20 protein-coding genes are annotated in these 21,007 nt (G+C 28.1%); 10 read left to right on the top strand and 10 right to left on the bottom strand.

Annotation, left to right across the window (positions count from 1 at the left end):
• Positions 1-416: 416 nt before the first annotated feature.
• Positions 417-2,156 (bottom strand): amidohydrolase family protein, encoded by a 1,740-nt coding sequence (locus ACKTTQ_RS02165; RefSeq protein WP_408048274.1) that lies wholly within the window; start codon positions 2,154-2,156, stop codon positions 417-419.
• A 163-nt stretch (positions 2,157-2,319) separates the two neighbouring features.
• The gene (locus ACKTTQ_RS02160) at positions 2,320-4,296 is read right to left on the bottom strand and encodes a T9SS type A sorting domain-containing protein (protein ID WP_408048273.1); all 1,977 of its coding nucleotides are present in this window, start codon (positions 4,294-4,296) and stop codon (positions 2,320-2,322) included.
• Positions 4,297-4,603: 307 nt separating this feature from the next.
• Here ACKTTQ_RS02160 and ACKTTQ_RS02155 point away from each other — a divergent pair, with 307 nt between their 5' ends.
• Both ACKTTQ_RS02155 and ACKTTQ_RS02150 read left to right on the top strand, forming a co-directional pair.
• Entirely contained in the window at positions 4,604-5,431 is an 828-nt protein-coding gene (locus ACKTTQ_RS02155; RefSeq protein WP_299135393.1) for an FRG domain-containing protein, read from the top strand.
• An 80-nt stretch (positions 5,432-5,511) separates the two neighbouring features.
• Positions 5,512-6,051 (top strand): TPM domain-containing protein, encoded by a 540-nt coding sequence (locus tag ACKTTQ_RS02150; protein ID WP_113786703.1) that lies wholly within the window; start codon positions 5,512-5,514, stop codon positions 6,049-6,051.
• 16 nt (positions 6,052-6,067) lie between these two features.
• Here the strand turns inward: ACKTTQ_RS02150 and ACKTTQ_RS02145 are convergent, their stop codons facing one another.
• Positions 6,068-7,699: an ABC-F family ATP-binding cassette domain-containing protein gene (locus ACKTTQ_RS02145; protein ID WP_113786702.1), complete on the bottom strand. Its 1,632-nt coding sequence runs from the start codon at positions 7,697-7,699 to the stop codon at positions 6,068-6,070.
• 305 nt (positions 7,700-8,004) lie between these two features.
• Here ACKTTQ_RS02145 and ACKTTQ_RS02140 point away from each other — a divergent pair, with 305 nt between their 5' ends.
• Complete coding sequence (locus tag ACKTTQ_RS02140; RefSeq protein WP_093868779.1) at positions 8,005-8,256, top strand: hypothetical protein; 252 nt, start codon at positions 8,005-8,007, stop codon at positions 8,254-8,256.
• 51 nt (positions 8,257-8,307) lie between these two features.
• On the opposite strand, the gene ACKTTQ_RS02135 is transcribed toward ACKTTQ_RS02140, so the two are convergent.
• Both ACKTTQ_RS02135 and ACKTTQ_RS02130 read right to left on the bottom strand, forming a co-directional pair.
• Positions 8,308-11,022, bottom strand: coding sequence for a carboxypeptidase regulatory-like domain-containing protein (locus ACKTTQ_RS02135; protein WP_408048272.1), 2,715 nt, complete (start codon positions 11,020-11,022; stop codon positions 8,308-8,310).
• A 44-nt stretch (positions 11,023-11,066) separates the two neighbouring features.
• Positions 11,067-11,870 (bottom strand): GLPGLI family protein, encoded by an 804-nt coding sequence (locus ACKTTQ_RS02130; RefSeq protein WP_408048271.1) that lies wholly within the window; start codon positions 11,868-11,870, stop codon positions 11,067-11,069.
• A 259-nt stretch (positions 11,871-12,129) separates the two neighbouring features.
• On the opposite strand from ACKTTQ_RS02130, the gene ACKTTQ_RS02125 reads away from it, so the two are divergent.
• The gene (locus ACKTTQ_RS02125; RefSeq protein WP_408048270.1) at positions 12,130-12,831 is read left to right on the top strand and encodes a hypothetical protein; all 702 of its coding nucleotides are present in this window, start codon (positions 12,130-12,132) and stop codon (positions 12,829-12,831) included.
• Between the two features lie 27 nt (positions 12,832-12,858).
• On the opposite strand, the gene ACKTTQ_RS02120 is transcribed toward ACKTTQ_RS02125, so the two are convergent.
• From ACKTTQ_RS02120 to holA, 3 genes are all read right to left on the bottom strand, one after another.
• Positions 12,859-13,551, bottom strand: coding sequence for a hypothetical protein (locus tag ACKTTQ_RS02120; RefSeq protein WP_408048269.1), 693 nt, complete (start codon positions 13,549-13,551; stop codon positions 12,859-12,861).
• A 70-nt stretch (positions 13,552-13,621) separates the two neighbouring features.
• A complete protein-coding gene (locus tag ACKTTQ_RS02115) occupies positions 13,622-14,200 on the bottom strand; it encodes a Crp/Fnr family transcriptional regulator (protein WP_299135388.1) in 579 nt (192 codons plus the stop codon).
• A gap of 2 nt (positions 14,201-14,202) precedes the next feature.
• The gene (gene holA / locus ACKTTQ_RS02110; RefSeq protein WP_093868785.1) at positions 14,203-15,207 is read right to left on the bottom strand and encodes a DNA polymerase III subunit delta; all 1,005 of its coding nucleotides are present in this window, start codon (positions 15,205-15,207) and stop codon (positions 14,203-14,205) included.
• 56 nt (positions 15,208-15,263) lie between these two features.
• Here holA and ACKTTQ_RS02105 point away from each other — a divergent pair, with 56 nt between their 5' ends.
• The 3 genes from ACKTTQ_RS02105 to ACKTTQ_RS02095 all read left to right on the top strand — a co-directional run bounded on the left by ACKTTQ_RS02105 (position 15,264) and on the right by ACKTTQ_RS02095 (position 17,379).
• Entirely contained in the window at positions 15,264-15,707 is a 444-nt protein-coding gene (locus ACKTTQ_RS02105; protein ID WP_299135387.1) for a type I restriction enzyme HsdR N-terminal domain-containing protein, read from the top strand.
• An 11-nt stretch (positions 15,708-15,718) separates the two neighbouring features.
• Complete coding sequence (locus ACKTTQ_RS02100) at positions 15,719-16,276, top strand: nucleotidyltransferase family protein (RefSeq protein ID WP_113786695.1); 558 nt, start codon at positions 15,719-15,721, stop codon at positions 16,274-16,276.
• A gap of 104 nt (positions 16,277-16,380) precedes the next feature.
• Complete coding sequence (locus tag ACKTTQ_RS02095) at positions 16,381-17,379, top strand: glycosyltransferase family 2 protein (protein ID WP_408048268.1); 999 nt, start codon at positions 16,381-16,383, stop codon at positions 17,377-17,379.
• A 4-nt stretch (positions 17,380-17,383) separates the two neighbouring features.
• On the opposite strand, the gene ACKTTQ_RS02090 is transcribed toward ACKTTQ_RS02095, so the two are convergent.
• Both ACKTTQ_RS02090 and ACKTTQ_RS02085 read right to left on the bottom strand, forming a co-directional pair.
• The gene (locus tag ACKTTQ_RS02090) at positions 17,384-18,004 is read right to left on the bottom strand and encodes an L-threonylcarbamoyladenylate synthase (RefSeq protein WP_408048267.1); all 621 of its coding nucleotides are present in this window, start codon (positions 18,002-18,004) and stop codon (positions 17,384-17,386) included.
• A 141-nt stretch (positions 18,005-18,145) separates the two neighbouring features.
• Positions 18,146-18,637: an IS1096 element passenger TnpR family protein gene (locus ACKTTQ_RS02085; RefSeq protein ID WP_093868790.1), complete on the bottom strand. Its 492-nt coding sequence runs from the start codon at positions 18,635-18,637 to the stop codon at positions 18,146-18,148.
• A 62-nt stretch (positions 18,638-18,699) separates the two neighbouring features.
• On the opposite strand from ACKTTQ_RS02085, the gene ACKTTQ_RS02080 reads away from it, so the two are divergent.
• Genes ACKTTQ_RS02080 through ACKTTQ_RS02070 form a run of 3 tightly spaced genes read left to right on the top strand, consistent with a single transcriptional unit; the run spans position 18,700 to position 21,004 of the window.
• Positions 18,700-19,119: a PaaI family thioesterase gene (locus tag ACKTTQ_RS02080; protein ID WP_093868791.1), complete on the top strand. Its 420-nt coding sequence runs from the start codon at positions 18,700-18,702 to the stop codon at positions 19,117-19,119.
• Entirely contained in the window at positions 19,119-19,970 is an 852-nt protein-coding gene (locus ACKTTQ_RS02075) for an alpha/beta fold hydrolase (protein WP_408048266.1), read from the top strand. Before ACKTTQ_RS02080 ends, ACKTTQ_RS02075 begins: the two co-directional genes overlap by 1 nt.
• The gene (locus ACKTTQ_RS02070; RefSeq protein WP_408048265.1) at positions 19,967-21,004 is read left to right on the top strand and encodes a chorismate-binding protein; all 1,038 of its coding nucleotides are present in this window, start codon (positions 19,967-19,969) and stop codon (positions 21,002-21,004) included. Before ACKTTQ_RS02075 ends, ACKTTQ_RS02070 begins: the two co-directional genes overlap by 4 nt.
• Positions 21,005-21,007: the final 3 nt, after the last annotated feature.

Below are 21,007 nucleotides of genomic sequence, written 5' to 3'. Positions count from 1 at the left end.
CATATTAGCAATTTTAGTCACATTTTTTCATTTAACTTTTGTGGGCACAAATGAAATAATATTATTTTACAATTCCTAATTATTTTAACACCAAAAAAAACAATCAACAATCTGTTATACATCTATTTAGTTAATGAAGCTATAAATGAAACACAAACTAAAAACCTTCAAAATTTAACACTTTTTTAGTCTTTTTATTTCGTTTTAACTCCTAGTATTTCTTATTGATTATCTTACTATTTTTTTTAATTACTGTATTTTAGTCTATTGTAATATATTTAGAGTTGATATTTTTACTTTAATGATAAAAAACACATTTGATTAATCATTAAAAAAGGGTTCTAGTAATTCAAATAACAAAAAAACAAGCCATAAATAAGGCTTGCTTTTATCTTTTATAAATAACTACTCTAAAGTTATTGAATAAAGTAAACTTTTTTAATTTTATTGTTTTCAATATGATATATAGCAACTGCTTCTAATATCCTATTTCCAAACTGAACACGCTCCTTATCTATTACAATATTTCCTTGACTAATTCTACTAACTAATTCACAATGTAAGTTCGGTGTGTTTTTAAACATTTGAGCATATCCTTTTCTCATTGTTTCTTTACCTTTATATTGTAATTTATTTGGATAATTATATACCTCAACATCATCTGCATATGGTTCTAAAAAGGCATCAATATCTCTTAAGTTATAAGCATTTAATTGCCTTTGTGCTAAATCAGCAGGAGTGGTTTGAAGTATTTTAGAAGGTGTAAAAACCTCTCCTTTGTTTATCACTTTATTAATCTTGGTTATATTCTCTATATTTTCAATTGGATTCGCATCTAACAAAATAAGGTTTGCTTTTTTTCCAACACTAACGGTTCCGAATTCTTTTTCTTTATTAAGAACTTTAGCACCATTTATAGTAGACGCAGTTATTAATTGCCAATTATTCATTCCACTTTTATGCATCGCTTTTAATTCTGCTAAATAAGAAGAAGCATGTAACGTTCCAATATTTCCTGCATCAGTTCCTGTAGCTATTAAAACTCCTGCATCAGACAACTTTTTAAGATTAGTCATCATTATTGACCTACTTTTTTTAGAGCGAGCAATACTTGCTATGGAATTAACACTTTTCTTATAACGTTTTATAAGTAGAGTATCTGGTAAGTGTTTTAAATCAAGTAACGACCCTAATTGATCAGGATCTGCTTTTTCTAACTCATGATGACTCATTTTTATCTTTTGTCCTAATGTATTCATATAACCATCATAAACTACTAATGTTGGACAAAGAACTGTTTTCTTTTTTAACAATAACTGAACAAAATCATCTTTTAACTCTTCATCATCCACACTATGCACTAAAAAATCACATCCGTTTTCTACCGCCAACTGAGCCGTAATTCTTTGAGAAGCGTGAACTGCAACTTTCAAATTATTTTCATGAGCTTTATCTATAATTACTTTTACTATTGGTAAATTTTTTCGTGCACTCTCTTCTTTTGAAAGTCCATCAGTACCAACTATATACCAAATTTTAATAAAATCAGGCTTGTATGCTAATTGTTCTTCTACCATTTTAACTCCATCTTCTTTAGTTTTCACTAAATTAAAAGGGGCATCGTTTTTTAAGTTTTTATAGGCTTTAGGTAAATATGTTGTTAACAAAGGTCCTGTCATATAAACAGAAGGACTCTTCTTATTTTCTTTATACTTATCTCTTGCTTTTAATAAATTATAAGTTGCTCCAACATCTATTACATTTGTAATCCCATTCTGTAAATATCGTTGCATTTTATTCTCCATTTTAGTGTGAGAATTTTTTATTTCTTTATGATAAGGCATGTCTTTTCGCAAGTCTATTACATCTGGTCGTGTATAGAGTCCTCCACTTTGAAAAAAGTGGATATGTGCATCAGTTAATCCAGGAAATAAAAATTTTTCTGTTCCGTCTATTATTTTCCCTTTAGAAGGTATTTTTATTTTTTTACTAGATTTAATCGAGGTTATTATATCATCTGTAATTTCTACAGTTTGATTAGATACTAATCTTTGTTTTTCTACATCAGCTACTGTAACATTTGTAATATAGGTTTGTGCACACAGTGGCACAGATAAAATTACTAGAGCTAACACTCTTAAAAACTTATTTTTCATATTATATTTTGTTTGATTAGGGTTACATACTTTTATAAGTACTGCTTTTTTTGTAATGTGTTACAGTTAACGAATATAAATATTAAAGTTCAAGAAAATTCATTTCTTCTATAAACATAAAAAAACTCCAATTGGAGTTTTTTTATGTTATTTTGAATCGAACTTATTCTTTTAATACTTTTTTTAAAGCCACTTTACTATTGGTGTTTTCTATTTTTAATAAATAGATTCCACTAGGTAAATTTGTAAAATCAATAATCACTTCTTTACTTTTTATGAGCTCTTCTCCTAAGATGTTAAACACACTAATACTTTTAATTTTATCTGTCTCAGAAAGCTTAATAGATAGTTTACTATTTACTGGATTAGGAGCTATTAAAATTCTTTGAGTAAAAACATCATCAATATTAGCTGTAGCAGTACAAGTTTCACTGTAACTAGCTGTAGTATCTTTACACCAACCTCTGTAATTTGTTCCTGTATAACATGTAGGATAAGTAGCCTGTTTATTATCTACTTCAATACATGTTAAGTTTGAATTATTATTAGCAAACATTGTTCTTATCCTACCATTATTACCATTCTTAACATTTAAATTCACTAATTTGTTATCTCCACAATTTAAATTTTGAATTAATTTATTATTAGAAACATCTAAACTGGTTAGTTGATTTTCCATACAATATAAACTAACTAAACTTGTAGCACCTTTTACCTCTAGAGCTGTTAATTGATTTTCATAACAAGATAATGCTTTTAATTTTTTATTACTAGAAACATTAAGAGTTTTCAGCCTGTTTTTATAACAGTATAAATTTATTAATTCTTTATTATTAGAAACATCTATACTTCTTAATTGGTTATTATAGCAAAATAGTTCAGTCAAAGCAGTATTATTTGCAACATTTAAGCTGCTTAAATAATTATCAGAACATACTAACTTTGTTAGTAACTTATTTTTTGAAACATCTAAATTTGTTATTAAATTTCGAAAGCATTGTAAATTGGTTAATTTTATATTCTTAGAAATATCTATACTTCTTAATTGATTTCCCCAACAAGTTAACCCCGTTAAATTAATAAAAGCTTCAATCCCTTTTAATGATCTAATGCTTCTAAAAGAACAATCAATTGTTTCTGTAAACCTCTCTGCTTCGGTTATTTGAATTTCGGAATCGCCATTTATATTAATACTAGTATTACTTAATAAGTATTTTTTAAAATTAGCATCAGAAATACTTACATTTTGAGATGCAGTATTACAATCTTCACTATAACTAGCTGTACTATCTATACACCAGCCAGCATTCCCATTTTTATTACAGCTAGGTTTTGTTGTATTTTTATCATCTACCTGAATACAGGTTAAATTTGGATTAATATCAGCCCACATAATCATGTTGCTATTGTTCCCATTTTTTAAATTTAAACTAGTTAACTTATTATCTGTACAATTTAACCAAGTTAATTTACTAGCATTAGAAACATCAATACTTTTTATATAATTTTTATTACACCATAATCTATCTAAAGCCTTGTTTTTTGAAACATCTAAACTAGTTAACTGATTATCTGAACATCTTAAAAAATACACTGCAATATTTTTTGAAACGTCAATATCAGTAAGCTCATTTCTCCAAAAACTTAATCCTTCTAATAAGGTGTTTTTTGAAACATCTAAGTTTGCAAGTTGATTTGTATTACAATCTAGCCAAGTAAGTTTTGTGTTTTTTGAAATATCTAAACTTCCTAATTTATTTATAGGGCATTTTAACCTATTTAATTCAGTAGCTCCAGAAACATTTAAACTCGTAAGTTTATTGTTATCACAATACAAGTTTTTTAAAGCTACATTTTTTGAAACATCTAAACTTGTTAATTGATTATTTGAACAGTTTAATTCTGTTAATGAAGTAAATGCTTCAATACCGGTTAGGTTAGAAATATTTTTATTCATACACCAAATAAGTCCATTATGGGCTTTCGCTTCACTCACTTGTATCTCATTATCTCCATTAGTGTTTATAGTTCTATTTCCTACCAAATATGCTTTAAAATTAGCATCAGGAATAGAAACGTTTTGAGCAGTTAAAAAAGAAGCATAGCAAAATACTAGTACTAAAAAGTAATACTGTTTCATAGTTTTTTTTAAAAAATTTTGAGCAAAATTAATAAAATATTCATTGTTTACAAATTACCTAAATTAGCTTTTGAAGTTATTAAGTAACTTTCTTCTTTTATATAAGATGAAGACATTCTTTGCAACTATTACAAAGTTAAAATTTCTTACACTTTTCAATATTTTTACAATAGGCCTTCTTACTAAACTTAAAAGTGATAATTTATTACTTGATGAAACTGTACTCTTAAGTTTCTCATTCGATTTGTAATTGCTTAAATTAGATGCTTAAACTTCGATGTAAATTATTTATAAATACCTAAACTAAATGGCAATAGGAAATATAGCAGATTTTGTAAAGGAATTACAGAATATTCCAAAAATGAAGAACTATGAGCTCTTTTTCAGAGGGCACTCTGATTTGAATTATGGTTTAGAACCAAGCATTTATAGAAATAAAAGATTAATATCTAATGAAAATAAACTGTTCAAAGAATTTATTATAAGAACCCCTTCAGATTTTTTAAATGAGAAAAGTGCTTTAGAAAAACTAGTAAAAATGCAACACTATGGTTTACCCACACGACTGTTAGATATTACAACTAACCCGCTTGTTGCTTTATACTTTGCAAGCAGCAGTAAAGGAAAAAGAGATGGAAAAGTAGTTGCTTTTAAAGTACCTAAGAAAGATATCAAATATTACGACAGTGATACCGTAAGTGTTATTGCTAACATTGCTAAAAGACCTAGCTCTTTTTCAGTTGAGAAAATAAGGGATTTAAGTACTAAAGAGTTTAACGATGAAATAGGATACTTGATTCACGAAATTAAAGAAGAGAAATCTTACTTTCAATCAATAATCAATCCTGAAGACATTGAACGAGTTGTTGCTGTGAAAGTAAAACAGAGTAATAATAGGATAATTAAACAAAGTGGTGCTTTTTTAATATTTGGTATTGACGGACATAAAACCAAACCAGCTAAAATACCCAATGAATGGATATTAAATCTTGATTCAACAGGTGTAGATTTCAACATTAACAACGATAGTAAAGAAAATATAATCAACGAATTAAATGTATTAGGAATTAATGAGTCTACCTTGTTCCCTGAACTTGAAAATCAAGCAAAATACCTTAAGAAGTACTATGGGTAAACAATTAATAAACGAAACTAACTATTACAATTTTCAAGTTCTAATATCTTTTTATATAAATTAGCACAAAATGCTATACCATGAAAGCAGTTATTAAAATATGCGCCCTTTTATTAATTTTCAACTTACAGTCTTGTAAAAATCTAGTTCAAAATACTAAAAATCAACAATTAACGACTGTGTTTGATTTCTCAACCATTGAGAAATTTAGGAATTCTAAATCTAAAGGATTATTTATTAACGATTACGATAACCTATTTACTACTGTTCAAATAAACGAACTTTCAGATATTATTTATAACTATAATTTAAAAACAACACGACAAATAGTACTTGTAACCATTGACAATATTACCCCATATACTGATATTCAAAAATACGCTACCGATTTATCAAACTATTGGGGTGTTGGAACTTCTGAAAAAAATAATGGCCTTACAATCTTACTATGTAAATCTTGTAAAAAAATCACCATTGTAACTGGTACCGGTACTCAATTGATTTTAACTGATGAAATTTGTAAAAAAGTAATCGATGAAAAAATAATCCCTGAATTTAAACAAGGAAATTATTATACTGGTGTAAAAAATGGACTACTTGAATTAATTGATAAGTGGTAGATAAATAATTATACTACTACAAATCTATTTCTTTTAACGCCTTGATATTATTACGTTCCAAGAAAGCATCAATAGTTTCAAAGTGCTCAATAACACGTTGGTCTTTAAATTCAAATACTTTTTGTGATAATCCTTGTAAGAAATCACGGTCGTGAGATACTAGTATTAATGTTCCATCAAAATGCAACAATGCTTCTTTAATTACATCTTTTGAACGTAAATCTAAATGATTTGTAGGTTCATCTAAAATCAATACGTTTACAGGCTCTAACAATAACTTAACCATCGCCAAACGTGTTTTTTCTCCTCCAGAAAGTACTTTTACTTTTTTATCAATATCCTCGCCACCAAACATAAAACGACCAAGAATATTTTTTATTTGTGTACGAACATCTCCTTCTGCAACCTCATCTACCGTTTGAAAAACAGTTAACTCAGGATCTAATAACGAAGCTTGATTTTGCGCAAAATATCCTACTTTAGCGTTATGTCCTAATCCACATTCTCCTTCAAAATCAATTTCTCCCATAATAGCTTTTATCATGGTTGACTTCCCTTCTCCATTTCTTCCAACAAAAGATACTTTCTCTCCACGTGCAATTGAAAAACTTGCTTCTTTAAATACTATTAAATCACCGTATTTTTTAGTTAAGTTCTCAACCTTTACTGGATAATCTCCAGAACGAGGAGATGGTGGAAAGCGTAATTTTAAAGAAGTTGTATCTACCTCATCTATTTCAATAGGAACAATTTTTTCTAACATTCGCTCACGTGATGCTACTTGATTCGTTTTTGAATAGGTTCCTTTAAAACGTTCTATGAACCCTTTAATATCAGCAATTGTTTTTTGTTGCTCTTGATACGCTTTTAACTGATGTGATCTACGTTCTTTCCGTAACTCTAAATAATGGGAATAATTAGCTTTATAGTCATGAACTGTCCCCATAGTAACCTCAATAGTTCTATTAGTAATATTATCAATAAATGCTTTATCATGTGATATTACTACAACTGCTTTCGCTTTATTCAATAAAAAGTTTTCCAACCAAATTACAGACTCAATATCCACATGGTTAGTAGGCTCATCTAATAAAATTAAATCAGGTTTTTGCAATAGTATTTTAGCTAATTCAATACGCATTCTCCAACCTCCACTAAATTCAGAAGTTAATCTTTCAAAATCATTTTGCTTAAAACCTAATCCTTTTAACGCTTTTTCAACCTCAGCCTCGTAGTTAACTTCTTCTAACGCATAATAACTTTCTCCTAAATCAGAAACACGCTCAATAATTTTCATGTACTCTTCCGATTCATAATCAGTACGTGTTTCTAACTGTTTATTTAGCGATTCCATTTCATTTTTCATTGCAAAAATTGCTTCAAAAGCTTTGGATGCTTCCTCACGTACTGTACATTTATCTTCCATTAATAAATGCTGGGGTAAATAGGCAATTACTGTATCTTTAGGACTTCTTACGGCTCCTTTAGTAGCTTTAGAAACTCCTGCTATAATTTTCATCATAGTAGATTTTCCTGCCCCATTTTTACCCATTAAGGCAATTTTGTCATTTTCATTAATAACAAAAGACACATCACTAAACAAAGCCTTTCCACTAAATTCAACTGTTAATTGATCTACAGTAATCATAAATTATTCATTTTGAATCGCGAAAATACTAATTTTGTTGGTGTCTATTTTGATTATTTAAATAGGTTTTTTATTAACTTAATTACTAGCTAATAAAATTTTGAGTTCCGTTTATACTGCTATTTAAATATATAAGCAAAACTAATTCGATCACTTACTTAATAAATGTTATTTATATCTATTTATTTTTATATTAGTTGTACCTTGTAACACATATAACTCTCTTATAAAGAAATATTTTTATCTGTTTTTAGTTATACATACTCAAAATCAGTGTTTTTAATACTTGCAAATTATTTCTTTAAATGATCAATTTATTTTTCCAAAACGCCGCAGCTGGTCTTCTTTATTCAGATGAATTATCTCTTGAAATTAATTCCATTTCTAGTCTTTCAAGTTTACGATTAGTATTGGAAATTTCTGTTATACGTTCTGAACCTCTATCTGCTAAAAACTCTCTTGTTTATTTTGTTATAAAAAACGACAAACTAAGCGGAAAAGTAAAACACCAGATTGTTACTCATTTTGAAAGCCATGATAGGTTCCGGTTTTATTAACTAAGTTTTCCTTCTTTAATATTATAATGCATTAAAAAAACTATTTTATACTTATAAGGTATAAACAAACCTAAAAGTAACAAAACGGGGCTGAATAAATGTTTCAGAACTAAATACTGAAAAATTATTAGCACTACTTCTTATTTGAGAATCTATATTTAATAAATTGGTTGCTTTAATTTCATATTCCCATTTTGCATCTCTGTTTTTTCTATACGAAAGAGTTGCATTCCAGTTTTGAAAAGACTGTGATTCTCCATTTCCAAGATCTTGATTAGTATATGAATAATTAGTACGAAAAGAAACTGTTTTCCATATATAGGCATCAAACTCAATTGAAGGTGCATTGGTTACAAAAGTTGTTTTACGACTTCCTTGATTGTTTGTAGATACACTATAACGATATCTTAAATTTATATTAGGTGCCTTTAAATAATTTGTACGAATACCAGGCGTATAGCTTTGAGTGTACCTTTCATTTAATGATTGTACTCCCTGAATAAATTGATTAATTTTACTATAATTAAAACTTGTACTTAAACTTGCTCTTATTTTACCAAATGTTCTTTGTACACGGCCAAACACATTCACATTTTCATCTGCAAAATTAGAATTAAAAAAAGTACTGGTTCTAATTACATTTTCAAAGTTTGTTACACTTCTTACTTGATCAATATTACTTGAATATGCTGCCCTTGCAAATACATTAGTATAATTAAACAAATTAAAACTACTGTAAAAAAGACTAATATTATGTGATAATGCATTTTGAAGTTCTGGGGCACCAAATTGAATACTATTGTAATTATTCAACATCAAGCCTTCAGCTAAACGTGTTACATCAGTAAATTGATTTCGCATTTCATAGCGTAATGTTAAAGCCTCGCTTTTTTTAAATTGTATTCTGGTTTCAAAGTCTGGTAAAATTCTAAAAAAATTATCTTCATATACTTTTCCAAATTGAATATTCTTATTTCCGTAAGCATGAACCGAAAAACCAGGTGTAACAGTAAACTTTCCTTTTTTAAAGCGATAGTGAACTCCTAAATATATATCACTAAAATTATATTCAATATCATTGCTTGCCTTCCCATTATTGATTGTAGGAGTAGGATTAAACCTTGATCCATTATCAAGAAACTGAAAAATAGTTGAATTAAATTCTTGCTTACTTAAAATAGTTCCTAATGTTAGATTTAAATTACTTTTAGTATTAATAATATTATAGTAATCTAATTTAGCATCTAATTGATTGGATTTAATGCGCCTGTTTTGAGCAAAGTTGTATGTATTTAAAGATGTATCTAAACCTAAAGCATTTGCTGTTGTATCAAATGGATCATTGGCATTTGGATCATTTACTAACACAGCATTATAAAATGGATCTTCATTTTTGATTAAATGCTGAGCCTCTAAAGCAAAAATATTTGTTTCATTTAAAGTGTAATAGTAGTTTATATTTTGATTGATACTATATGGTGTAACTTCATCTATTTGATTCGTATTACCAACTACTGTAGAAAATATGTTTTGATTTTGTCTATCATTTGATATTCTTCCAATCACATCGTAATCTACTTGATTATTTACATTAGGTTTGTAAGAAGCACTTAGTTTTAACAATCCTTGATTTGAACGTTCATTACTAGTTTGTTCAGTAGCTTCATCTGGAATTCCCAAATCTTTGTTTGTATATTGAACAAAACTTGTTTCTTTAGAAAGTATTTGACTACTATTGTAAATAAGGAAACCACTTAAATCTAATGATTTTTTAGGAGAATAACTAAAATTTGCTGTTGCTAGTTGATTTTCAATCTCTAAAGCATTCCCTTGGCTAGTTAAAAAATTAAGGCTGTTATCTCCTAAATTTATACTTGTTCCACTACTTCTACTTGGAGCTCTAAAACCTCCTCCGAAACCTCTAATATCTCTACGATTTAAAGCTACTTCTCCAATATTATTAACATCTCCTATAAAATTTACACTGTACTTAGGTGTATAATAAAACAACTTCGGTTGTACTAAGTAAAGTTCTTCCTGTGGTGCTGTTCCTGCTCCTACCGTTACGTTACCAAACCAAAAACTCTCTTTTCCTTTTTTTAACTTGATATTTAAAGCAACATTATCTTGATTATTTCTTACACTACTAAGTTGACCTACTTCTGAATAATTACGTAGAACTTGAATTTTATCTACTGCTTTTGAAGGAATATTTTTCGTTGCTAATTTGGTGTCTCCATCAAAAAAATCTTTTCCATTTACCATTAACTTATTAACTACCTTACCTTCTACCTCTATTTGTCCTTCTTCATTTATCTCTACTCCTGGTAGCTTTTCTAAAACGTCCTCTAACTTTCTTTCTGTTCCATTTTTAAAAGAATCTGCATTATAAATTAAAGTGTCTCCTTTTATAGTCACTGGCATTTCATAAGTAACTTCTACTTCATCTAAAGTATTATCTAACTGCAGTGTAAAGTTTTTAATAATTTTATTTTCTTTAGTAACCAAAACTTCTTCTAACGTTTTCATTCCCACATAGCTTATTTGAACTTTATATGTTTGATTCTTTTTAAGTTCTAACTTGTATGTACCATCAGAATTGGTAATTCCATATGATTCTAATAAATCTGTAGCTTTATTTATAGCTATAACATTTGCTAATTCTAAAGGAGCATTTAAACTATCTTTTACAATTCCTTGAAAACTTATTTGTGCGTAGGAATTGATTATTATAAATAAAAACAAGAAACTAACTGTTTTTTTCATGATGTGAAATGACTTATGGTTTATAAAAAGTTTTATTTTAACTATCACCTTCTTCTTCCTCTGTTATTTCTCATTTCAATCATTTTTCCTTTAATAGTTTTTTGGTATTCACTCTTTGTTATTTCTTTTCCTTTTTCAGGAGCCTCTATAATTATTTCTTCTTTAGGATTTAAAACTACTTTAGAACACAACATAATGGTATTTCCAGCTCCTACCTCAAGTATAAGTCCAGGTAATCCCCAATATTCTGCAGGACCATGGCTAACGGGTATCTGTGGTGTATACCAAGCTTCGACATCTGTCATTTTCACAGTTTCTTCTTTATTTTTACTTGGCCTTAAATCGCTCCATGAAAAATTATACCACGTTAACTCTGATGTTGGTATAGACGCTGTAGCCTTAAAACACAAATACTTTCCTATTTTTTTAGATTCTTTTCCAAGTTTCCACTTAATTACTTGCAACTTGTCTTTCACTAAAAATTTTTTCCCATAAAACTCTTGACTTTGTACCAATGTATTTTCTTTTACATTTTTGTATTGTTCTCCTTGTGTAAAATTTTTTCCCCAAGAATCTGTTGCTCCAGAAATAGCATCTAACTTATCTTCTTCTTTAAAATAAGATTCTTTTTTATTAAAATTTAATACATATGTTTTTTCTAATCTATTTTTTAAGCGTGCTTGAATTTGCTTTTTCTGAGCTTCGCTCATTCTTGCTCCCCATCGGCCTAACTCCATTTTAGATTTAGAAAAATATACTGCTTGACCAGTAAACTCTTTTGCTGTTGGTTTAAAAGATACAAGAATGAAAAAAATAAGAAAACTTAATTTGTAAAGAATTGGTTTCATAATGAGAGTTGATTTAATTTTGTTTAACAAATATACATAAACATTAAACAAAATAATGTTTCTTTAAAGAAATTTAACATTTACTTTGAATTTAAATATACTAAAAATCAATATTTTATGCATGTTTAGTGGAGGTCTTAGTCTTAAAACATAGAAAAATCAATAAAAGAATTATGTTAAAATTTGTTCATTTGGCTTAAATTTTGATGCTTACTCAGCTTAAAATCACAAACCAAAAGCATTAAAAAAATCTAATTATATGGGTAAATTATCTTTTAGAGAAGCAAAAGAACTAGCATCAACTAAAAATTTAACTGATAAAACTTATTTTACTCCATTTGGAGGTGGGGTAAATAAGAAAGCATACGGAATTAACAATTCTCCTTGGATTGTATTGAGTGCTCCTAAATCAAAAGAGCGTTTAATTAAAGCAGAAATTGATCAAATTTTATCCCTTAAGAAAAATGGTGTTTACACACCTGACTTAGGAGTTTCAACTACTGATGAAGCTATTTTTGAGGTTCAAGAAAATACTGAGAAAAAAATTGCTTTTATTGAAGAAAAAATTGATGGATTTGAAATACCTAGAGCTGGCACCGCTTTTTCAGAAGATGAAGTTAAAAAATTCAGTATTCAAATTCTTAAATTTATAGCAACTCAACCTACTATAGAAGATGCTGAAATAAAAAGAGAAAATGCCATTAAAAGTATTGAGCTTTTAATTCCGCAAATTAAAAAAGCTGATGTTCCAGATTTTCAAGTACGATTTGATAACGCTACAGGTAAAATATTAACCTTAGATCCAGGTGACCCATTAAACTCTGAAAATGCTCAAGACAAACACTTAAGGTGGTTAAATTTTTGGCAAAAAGATTTAGCTGATAAACGCTACTTATCAAGACTTTGGAATGAACAACATCCAAATAATAAAGTAAATTCTAACGGAAGTAGTTGGAAATAAAAATTCATTTTTTTAAACACCATTATTTTAATGGTGTTTTTTTAAATCACGTTTTATTTTATTTCTTAACACTATAATATCAGTAATATGAGTGTAAATAACTATTGGTACAATTACCCCAGCCAACAATATAATTGGAAAGTACGCTATTCCTCTGTTGGGTACTGAATATCCAAACTTTGTATAAAATAACTCTTGTGATAAAAACCCATTAGTCAATATAAATAGTATAAAAACCAACCCTATTATATTCCAATACAGCAATAATTTATCACTTATTTTTTTAAAATTTAATAAAATAACTAATACAATTGAAGTAACACCAGGAATAATATCATAGTTCCATCCTTCATAAGTCATTTCAATAGGAATCCATTTATGTATTGCTAACTGAAATAATAAAAGTTCTACAGGAAATCGAAGAATATGAACAGCCGTACTCCATCGTAAATCTCTCTTTTGATAAACAACACTTCTATTAACCAGAAAAATGATAAAAAAAATTACAGGCAAAAGCAAAAATAAAAATCTAGAAAAAACATCTCCTTCTTTAAAATGATATACTCCATTGTATGCCATTACAGAAATAAATACTATCCAAAAAATGATTAAAGCTTTAGTACTATTTTTTAATTGATTTGATTTTTCGAATAAGAAAAGAGCATAAAAAGTTATTATTAAAAAAGATACAGAAATATATATTGGTAAATTAGGAATCATAATTCATAAAATTAGATATCCAAAAATAATCTACTACGTAAAAAAAAATCTTGTCATATGACAAGAAATACTAGTTAGCTAACTCTTTTCTAATTCTACTTAACGATGTATCTGTTATTCCTAAAAAAGAAGCAATCTGCTTTAAAGGTGCTTTTTGGATAACTTCTGGTCTGTTTTTTAATAAGTTTTGATATCTATCAGTAGCAGTATCTGTTATCATTGCCAAACTTCTTTCTTTTAAGGCAAAGAAATTTTTAACCAAATGTTCTCTACCCCACTCTCTATATTTTTCAAACTCATTAAAGTGCTCATTAAAAACAGTAACGTGTTTACTCCACAAAATACAATCTGACAACGCTTGAATATATTCCTTAGATGGTAATTTCAAAAAAAATGAACTTTCTTCTATGATTAAACTGTTCTTTGAAAAAAAGTTAGTAGTTACCTCTTCTCCTTCATAATTTATAACAAATGAACGAATAAACCCATCAGTTATAAAATAATATGCATCAGAAATTTGACCTGCTTTTAAGAGAAAATCTCCTTTTTTTACAGTAGTTTTTTTATACCCTGAAGCAATACTTTCTAACTCGTTTTTTGTAAAACCTATCCCTTCAAACTCTTTTAATAAAAGATCATTATCATTCATTATTAATGTAGAATTTTAAATAACAACTCTTTTAAAATGTCTGATTGTGGCATAGCATTAGCTCCAACCCCCTTACTTTTAACATCTGCATCTCTTAATAACCCTATTATTTGAGACACTTTTCGCATGGGGTAATTTCGTCCTGCAGTAGCATAATCATCAACAAAATAAGGATTCACACCCAAAGTTTTAGCTACTGACCCTTTAGATTTATCTTTTAAACCATGATACATTAACATTTGTGTAAAAAAACTATTCAATAATGAAATAGTCATTACTAAAGGATTATTCTTAGGGTTTTGAGCAAAGTAATTAATAATTCTATTAGCCTTAACCACATCTTTTTGACCTACAGCTTTTCTTAACTCAAAGTTATTAAAGTCTTTAGATATTCCAATATTCTCTTCTATATGAGAAGGATTAATAATTGTTTCAGCTGGTAATACAGAAATTAACTTATCTAATTCGTTACTTATTTTACTTAAATCTGTTCCTAAAAACTCAACCAACATCTGTGAAGCCTTAGGTTCAATATTGTATTTTTTTCCTCCTAAAACTTTACGAATCCAATCTGCAACTTGGTTTTCATACAACTTCTTGCTCTCGTAAATCAGGCCATTTTTAGCGATTGCTTTGTATGCCTTTTTACGTTTATCAAGTTTTTTGTATTTGTAATTAAAAACTAATACAGTAGTTGGCTGTGGATTACTGGCATAACTTTCAATTTTATCTATAGTTCTACTTAAATCTTGTGCTTCTTTTACGATAATTACTTGGCGGTCTGCCATCATAGGATATCGTTTAGCTGATGATACTATTTCATCTATAGAAACATCTCTTCCATACATTACTACTTGATTAAACCCTTTTTCAGATTCGTCCAAAACATTTTTTTCAATGTATTCAGAAATTTTATCAATATAATACGGTTCTTCACCCATTAAAAAATAAATAGGCTTAAGAGCTCCGTTCTTTATATCATTAACTATATGTGTTACGTCGTTCATTTAAAATAAGTAAACAATTGAAAATTAAATATTGAAAGTTTTTATATTTTTGACTAATGCAAAAACTGAATTTACCCACATATCCTTTCAAGCTCAAAAGTAACGAAAATAAGACGCTTATTTTTGATAGTTTACGAAAAAAATACATGGTACTAACTCCTGAAGAATGGGTTCGTCAACATTTTGTTAAGTTTTTAATTAATGAAAAAAAATATCCAACAACTTTAATTGCAATTGAAAAACAACTTACCATTAACAATTTAAAAAAACGTACGGACATTGTTATTTTTTCCCCTAACGGAACCCCTAATATAATTGTAGAGTGTAAGGCTCCAAAAGTAAAAATAACACAAGCTACTTTTGATCAAATTGCTCGTTATAACCTAAAGCTAAATGCTCAATTTTTAATAGTTACCAATGGTTTGGAGCATTTTTATTGCATGTTAGATACCGAAAATGAACGTTATATCTTTTTAAAAGATATTCCTTCATATAATTAATATTGTTCTCCATGGCTTTTAACTTAACAACTGAATTAACATCAATAGTAGAGAATGATTCTTGGATGCTTAACATTTTAAAAATAGTAAGAGATTTAAATTTAACTGACTGCTGGATTGGTGCTGGTTTTGTAAGAAATAAAATATGGGATTATAAGCACAACAAAGAAAGATCTTTATTAAATGACATTGATGTTATTTATTTTGATAATAATTCATTTACTAAAAATGGTGATTTCATAATTGAAGCTAAATTAACAAACATAAACTCAACAATAAATTGGTCAGTAAAAAATCAATTTAGAATGCATACTAGAAATGGGCATCCTCCTTATAAAAACTGTGAACATGCAATTTCATTTTGGCCTGAAACTGCAACCTCAATTGCTATACGCATAAACACTAATAATAAAATTGAATTTATTGCACCTTATGGTTTAAGTGATTTATTTAACCTTATAGTTAAACCAACTCCAAATTTTAATTTAACAGTTTATAGAAAAAGAATAAATGAAAAGTCTTGGAGAAAAAAATGGCCTCTATTATCTTTTTATAATTATATAGAATAGTTTTTATTCTTCTTTTCAATAACTGTATTTGATTCAACAATGATAGATTCAAATTAACAAATTATTACCTTTTAAAACCACTTTAAAAGTGTAAGTTTGCGAACTTGAAAACTGCAATAGTCATATTAAATTGGAACGGTAAAAAGCTTTTAGAACAGTTTTTACCATCTGTCGTAAATTTTAGTGAAAATGAAGCTGAAGTATATGTAGCCGATAATGCTTCTACAGATGATTCTATTCAATATATCCAAACTTATTATCCATCAGTGAAAATTGTTAAAAACACAACTAATGGTGGTTATGCAAAAGGCTATAACGATGCCTTAAATTTTATAGATGCTGATATTTATTGTTTATTAAATTCAGACATTGAGGTTACTCAAAACTGGCTAACTCCTATTTTAGAAGTTTTTAAGAATGATAAAAATACTGCTATTATTCAACCTAAACTGCTAGATTTTAAAGATAAAAACAAATTTGAATATGCAGGAGCTGGTGGTGGTTTTATTGATTTATTTGGATATCCTTATTGTCGCGGACGTGTTTTTAATAATTTAGAAACTGATACTGGTCAATTTAACGATACTACTTCAATATTCTGGGCTTCTGGAGCATGTATGTTTATTCGTTCTAAAGTATACCATAACTTAGACGGTTTTGACGAAGATTATTTTGCGCATCAAGAAGAAATTGACTTATGCTGGCGTGCTCAAAATGAAGGTTATCAAATTAAATATGTTGGTCTTTCTACAGTTTATCATGTTGGTGGAGCTACTTTGCAAGAGAGCAATCCACATAAAACATTTTTAAACTTCAGAAATAGTTTACTAAACGTTGTTAAGAATGTACCAAAGCAATGGTTTTTATTTGTTGTTTTTTCTCGTTTAGTTTTAGATGGTATAGCAGGACTTAAATTTCTTTTAGAATTAAGGCCAATACATACCTTGGCAATTTTAAAAGCTCATCTTAGTTTCTACGCTAATTTTTTTAAGTTTTTAGGAAAGCGACGTACTCTACAAAAGAAATCAAATTACAACCTACATACTTCTATTGTTTGGCAGTATTTTGGTTTAGGTAGAAAAAAGTTTAAAGACTTACATTAAACTATTACAAAATATCTAAACTTCCTTTACCTTCTCTTATTACTTCAGGATAATCATCAGTTAAATCAATCACTGTTGAAGCGTAATTATCTCCATAACCTCCATCAACTACAACATCTACAATATTTTGCCATTTTTCAAAAATTAACTCAGGATCAGTTGTGTATTCTATAATTTCATCTTCATCATGAATTGAAGTAGAAACAATTGGGTTTTCAAGAGCTTCTACAATAGCCCTTGCTATTGTATTATCTGGAACTCGAATACCTACAGTTTTTCGTTTTTTAAATACTTTTGGTAATGAATTACTTCCCGGTAAAATAAAAGTATAAGGTCCTGGTAATGCTCTTTTTAATATTTTATATGTAGGTGTGTTAATTTGCTTTACATAATCAGATAAGTGACTCAAATCATTACATATAAATGAAAAATTAGCCTTTTCTAATTTTACACCTTTAATTTTAGCTATTTTTTCTAAAGCTTTTGTGTTTGTTATATCACATCCTAATCCATAAACGGTATCGGTAGGATAAATTATTATACCTCCATTTTGTAAAACCTTTACAACCTTGCTTATTTCTTTTGGATTAGGGTTTTCATTATATAACTTAATAAACTGTGCCATACTATAAAGGTACTATATTATACATAAAACTCAATATTTTTCATTTAAATAAAATACTATTAATTAATGTCTAAAAAAATGACAAATCCCTTATTTTATATAAAATAAGGGATTTGTCATTTTTAAATTTTAGATTACATATTAATAGTTATCAAAATCAAAATCATCTAAGCTTTCAAATTCGTCTTTAAAATCATCATTAAGACCTGAATGTATATCTTCAGCTTTAAATTCTTTGTCAGGAGCTTCAGTTGGAACTTCACCTACAGATAATATTACTTTGTTTTCAGAAATATTTTCATCAGTTTGATCTATTAATTCAATATAGAAAGTCCACATATGTAAAAAGTCATATACATAAATAAGCTTATCATTTGTATTACGCAACGTTTCGTGCACCATACAAATTGCCATTGACAAACCTTCTCCTGCCTCTGCCATATTAAACAATGGAATTTCCTCTCCTTGGTTCCACTCTTCATCTGTACGATAAAAAGAAGCCATTTCTTGCCCATCAAAACCAAATGCTTTAGCTACTGAAAAATGTAATTCTTCCAAAGATTTCTTTTCATCAATCAACAAAGTTCTTATTACATCTTCTTGTGTATCTAATATTGCACGTACTTTATACATTCTCTTGTTTTTTATGGGTACAAAAATACGTATTTTTGGGTGATTTTACTCTAGCATTTATTATGGATAAGCAACAGACTCTTGATAAACTTAATAGTTTTAATAAAAACACCCTAATGGAGACTTTAAATATTGAGTTTACAGACGTAGGTGATGATTTTTTAACCGCAAAAATGCCTGTTAATTCTAAAGTTCACCAGCCCTATGGTATTTTACATGGAGGAGCTACTGCTGCATTAGCTGAAACTGTTGGTAGTTGTGCTTCTGGCTTTTTATTTATTGATACTAAAACTCAAATTGCCAAAGGACTAGAACTTAGTATTAACCATATTAAAAGCAAAAAAGAAGGAATTGTTTTTGCCACTGCAAAACCAATTCACAGGGGTAAAACTACTCATTTATGGGAAGTTAAAATTGTTGATGAATATCATAACCTAATTTCTATTTGTAAAATCACTAATATTATATTAGCAAAAAAATAATGAGAAGATTTAAAAAATTTCTTAAAATAACAAGTATCATTTTTTGTTTTCTTCTAATAGGAGTCTATACACTTTTTGTTTATTTTTCTTCTCCTGATTCAGATAAAGATTTACTAGACAAGTTTGATAAGTTTCCTCAAAAACCAATTATACAACATCAAAAATATAAAAACTTTAATTACAGAACTCTAAAAATTATTAAAGACACTAATTTACCTACGTTAGTATTTATTCATGGGACTATTGGGTCATGTAGTAATTTTGTTAAATATATGTCTGATAACGAACTACTAGAAAAGTTCAATATGATTTCTTATGATCGAATTGGGTATAATTACAACGATAAATATCATGTTCAAGAAAGTATTTCTTTTGAAAAAGACTTGGTTGAAGATTTAGTTAAAAACATTCCTTCAGAAAAAATAATACTCGTTGGCTATTCCTATGGAGGTCCTATAGCCTTAGCTGTAAAAAAGAAACTTAATAAAATTATACTATTAGCTCCTGCGGTACATAGTAAGGTAGAACCTATGCCTTGGGCTTTAAATTTTTATAAATGGAAATTAACTAGGTGGTTAGTTCCTAAAATATGGAAGGAAGCTTCTAAAGAAAAGATTTCTCATATTAGAGACTTACAGAATTTTGAACAAAACTGGAAATCTACAGCTAATACAATTACTAGTATTCATGGTAATTCTGATTGGATTGTTCCTTATAGTAATTCTGAATTTTTACAAAATCAGTTCCCTAAGGAACAATTTGAATTAATCACAATTCAAAACGCTGGTCATGATTTAGTTTGGAGTGAATTTCCAATTATTAAACAACAACTTTTAAATTTATCAAATTGAGCATTTTTATCCATATTGAAAAATCCTTTAAAGAAGGACTTCCTTTTGTTTCATATAGAAAACCTAATAGTAAAAAGATTAGCGCGTTTTTTCAAAAAGATACTTCTTTAAATATTATTGATGAATATTCAAATAGTGGATTTGTTTTTGCCCCATTTAATAATACTGATGATGCTGTTTTTATTCCAAAAGAATCATCTATCTATATAGAAGAAGAACAACCTATATTTGATTTTAAACTACATTCTAAAAATACTTCAATTAACTATTTATCTAAAGAAAATCATATTGACTTAGTAAAAAAAGGAATTGACGCTATTAATAACAATGACTTTCAAAAAGTTGTTTTATCAAGAAAGGAACTTGTTGAATTAGCAAATTTTGATTGTTTAGTTGTTTTTAAAAACCTGCTGTCTATTTACGCCAATGCAATGGTATATGTTTGGTTTCATCCAAAGGTAGGTTTATGGCTTGGCGCTACTCCTGAAACACTTGTTAAAATAGATGGAAATTCATTTGAAACAATGTCACTTGCTGGTACACAACCCTACCAAGAAAATGAAAATGCAATTTGGAATCAGAAAGAAATTGATGAACAACAATTTGTTACTGATTATATAGTTGAAAAATTAACTCCAATAAGTGAAAGCATACATACAGGTAAAACAGAAACCATAAAGGCAGGGAGTATTTTACATTTAAAAACAAAAATAACAGGAACTTTTAAAGTTAAAAACTCTAAACTCATTGCTGCTTTACATCCAACTCCTGCCGTTTGTGGGTTACCAAAAGAAGGGTCTAAAAATTTTATTCTTAAAAATGAGCTCTATAAACGATCATATTACACAGGTTTTCTTGGCGAATTAAATAACAACGAAAAACAAACTCAGCTTTTTGTTAATTTACGTTGTATGCAAATTATAAGTAACAATGCTATTATTTATATAGGAGGAGGAATTACTAAAGATAGTATTCCTGAAAAAGAATGGGAAGAAACTGTAGCAAAAGCTTTGGTTATGAAAAAAGTTCTATAAAAA

Source organism: Tenacibaculum halocynthiae (genome assembly GCF_964512825.1).
Taxonomy (GTDB): Bacteria; Bacteroidota; Bacteroidia; order Flavobacteriales; family Flavobacteriaceae; genus Polaribacter; species Polaribacter halocynthiae.
This window is presented reverse-complemented; position numbering and strand designations above follow the sequence as displayed.

Bases quoted from the DNA above. Each gene is read 5' to 3' on its own strand.
- ACKTTQ_RS02165 (WP_408048274.1), bottom strand. From the start codon at position 2,156: ATGAAAAATAAGTTTTTAAGAGTGTTAGCTCTAGTAATTTTATCTGTG.
- ACKTTQ_RS02160 (WP_408048273.1), bottom strand. From the start codon at position 4,296: ATGAAACAGTATTACTTTTTAGTACTAGTATTTTGCTATGCTTCTTTT.
- ACKTTQ_RS02155 (WP_299135393.1), top strand. From the start codon at position 4,604: ATGGCAATAGGAAATATAGCAGATTTTGTAAAGGAATTACAGAATATT.
- ACKTTQ_RS02150 (WP_113786703.1), top strand. From the start codon at position 5,512: ATGAAAGCAGTTATTAAAATATGCGCCCTTTTATTAATTTTCAACTTA.
- ACKTTQ_RS02145 (WP_113786702.1), bottom strand. From the start codon at position 7,699: ATGATTACTGTAGATCAATTAACAGTTGAATTTAGTGGAAAGGCTTTG.
- ACKTTQ_RS02140 (WP_093868779.1), top strand. From the start codon at position 8,005: ATGATCAATTTATTTTTCCAAAACGCCGCAGCTGGTCTTCTTTATTCA.
- ACKTTQ_RS02135 (WP_408048272.1), bottom strand. From the start codon at position 11,022: ATGAAAAAAACAGTTAGTTTCTTGTTTTTATTTATAATAATCAATTCC.
- ACKTTQ_RS02130 (WP_408048271.1), bottom strand. From the start codon at position 11,870: ATGAAACCAATTCTTTACAAATTAAGTTTTCTTATTTTTTTCATTCTT.
- ACKTTQ_RS02125 (WP_408048270.1), top strand. From the start codon at position 12,130: ATGGGTAAATTATCTTTTAGAGAAGCAAAAGAACTAGCATCAACTAAA.
- ACKTTQ_RS02120 (WP_408048269.1), bottom strand. From the start codon at position 13,551: ATGATTCCTAATTTACCAATATATATTTCTGTATCTTTTTTAATAATA.
- ACKTTQ_RS02115 (WP_299135388.1), bottom strand. From the start codon at position 14,200: ATGAATGATAATGATCTTTTATTAAAAGAGTTTGAAGGGATAGGTTTT.
- holA (WP_093868785.1), bottom strand. From the start codon at position 15,207: ATGAACGACGTAACACATATAGTTAATGATATAAAGAACGGAGCTCTT.
- ACKTTQ_RS02105 (WP_299135387.1), top strand. From the start codon at position 15,264: ATGCAAAAACTGAATTTACCCACATATCCTTTCAAGCTCAAAAGTAAC.
- ACKTTQ_RS02100 (WP_113786695.1), top strand. From the start codon at position 15,719: ATGGCTTTTAACTTAACAACTGAATTAACATCAATAGTAGAGAATGAT.
- ACKTTQ_RS02090 (WP_408048267.1), bottom strand. From the start codon at position 18,004: ATGGCACAGTTTATTAAGTTATATAATGAAAACCCTAATCCAAAAGAA.
- ACKTTQ_RS02085 (WP_093868790.1), bottom strand. From the start codon at position 18,637: ATGTATAAAGTACGTGCAATATTAGATACACAAGAAGATGTAATAAGA.
- ACKTTQ_RS02080 (WP_093868791.1), top strand. From the start codon at position 18,700: ATGGATAAGCAACAGACTCTTGATAAACTTAATAGTTTTAATAAAAAC.
- ACKTTQ_RS02075 (WP_408048266.1), top strand. From the start codon at position 19,119: ATGAGAAGATTTAAAAAATTTCTTAAAATAACAAGTATCATTTTTTGT.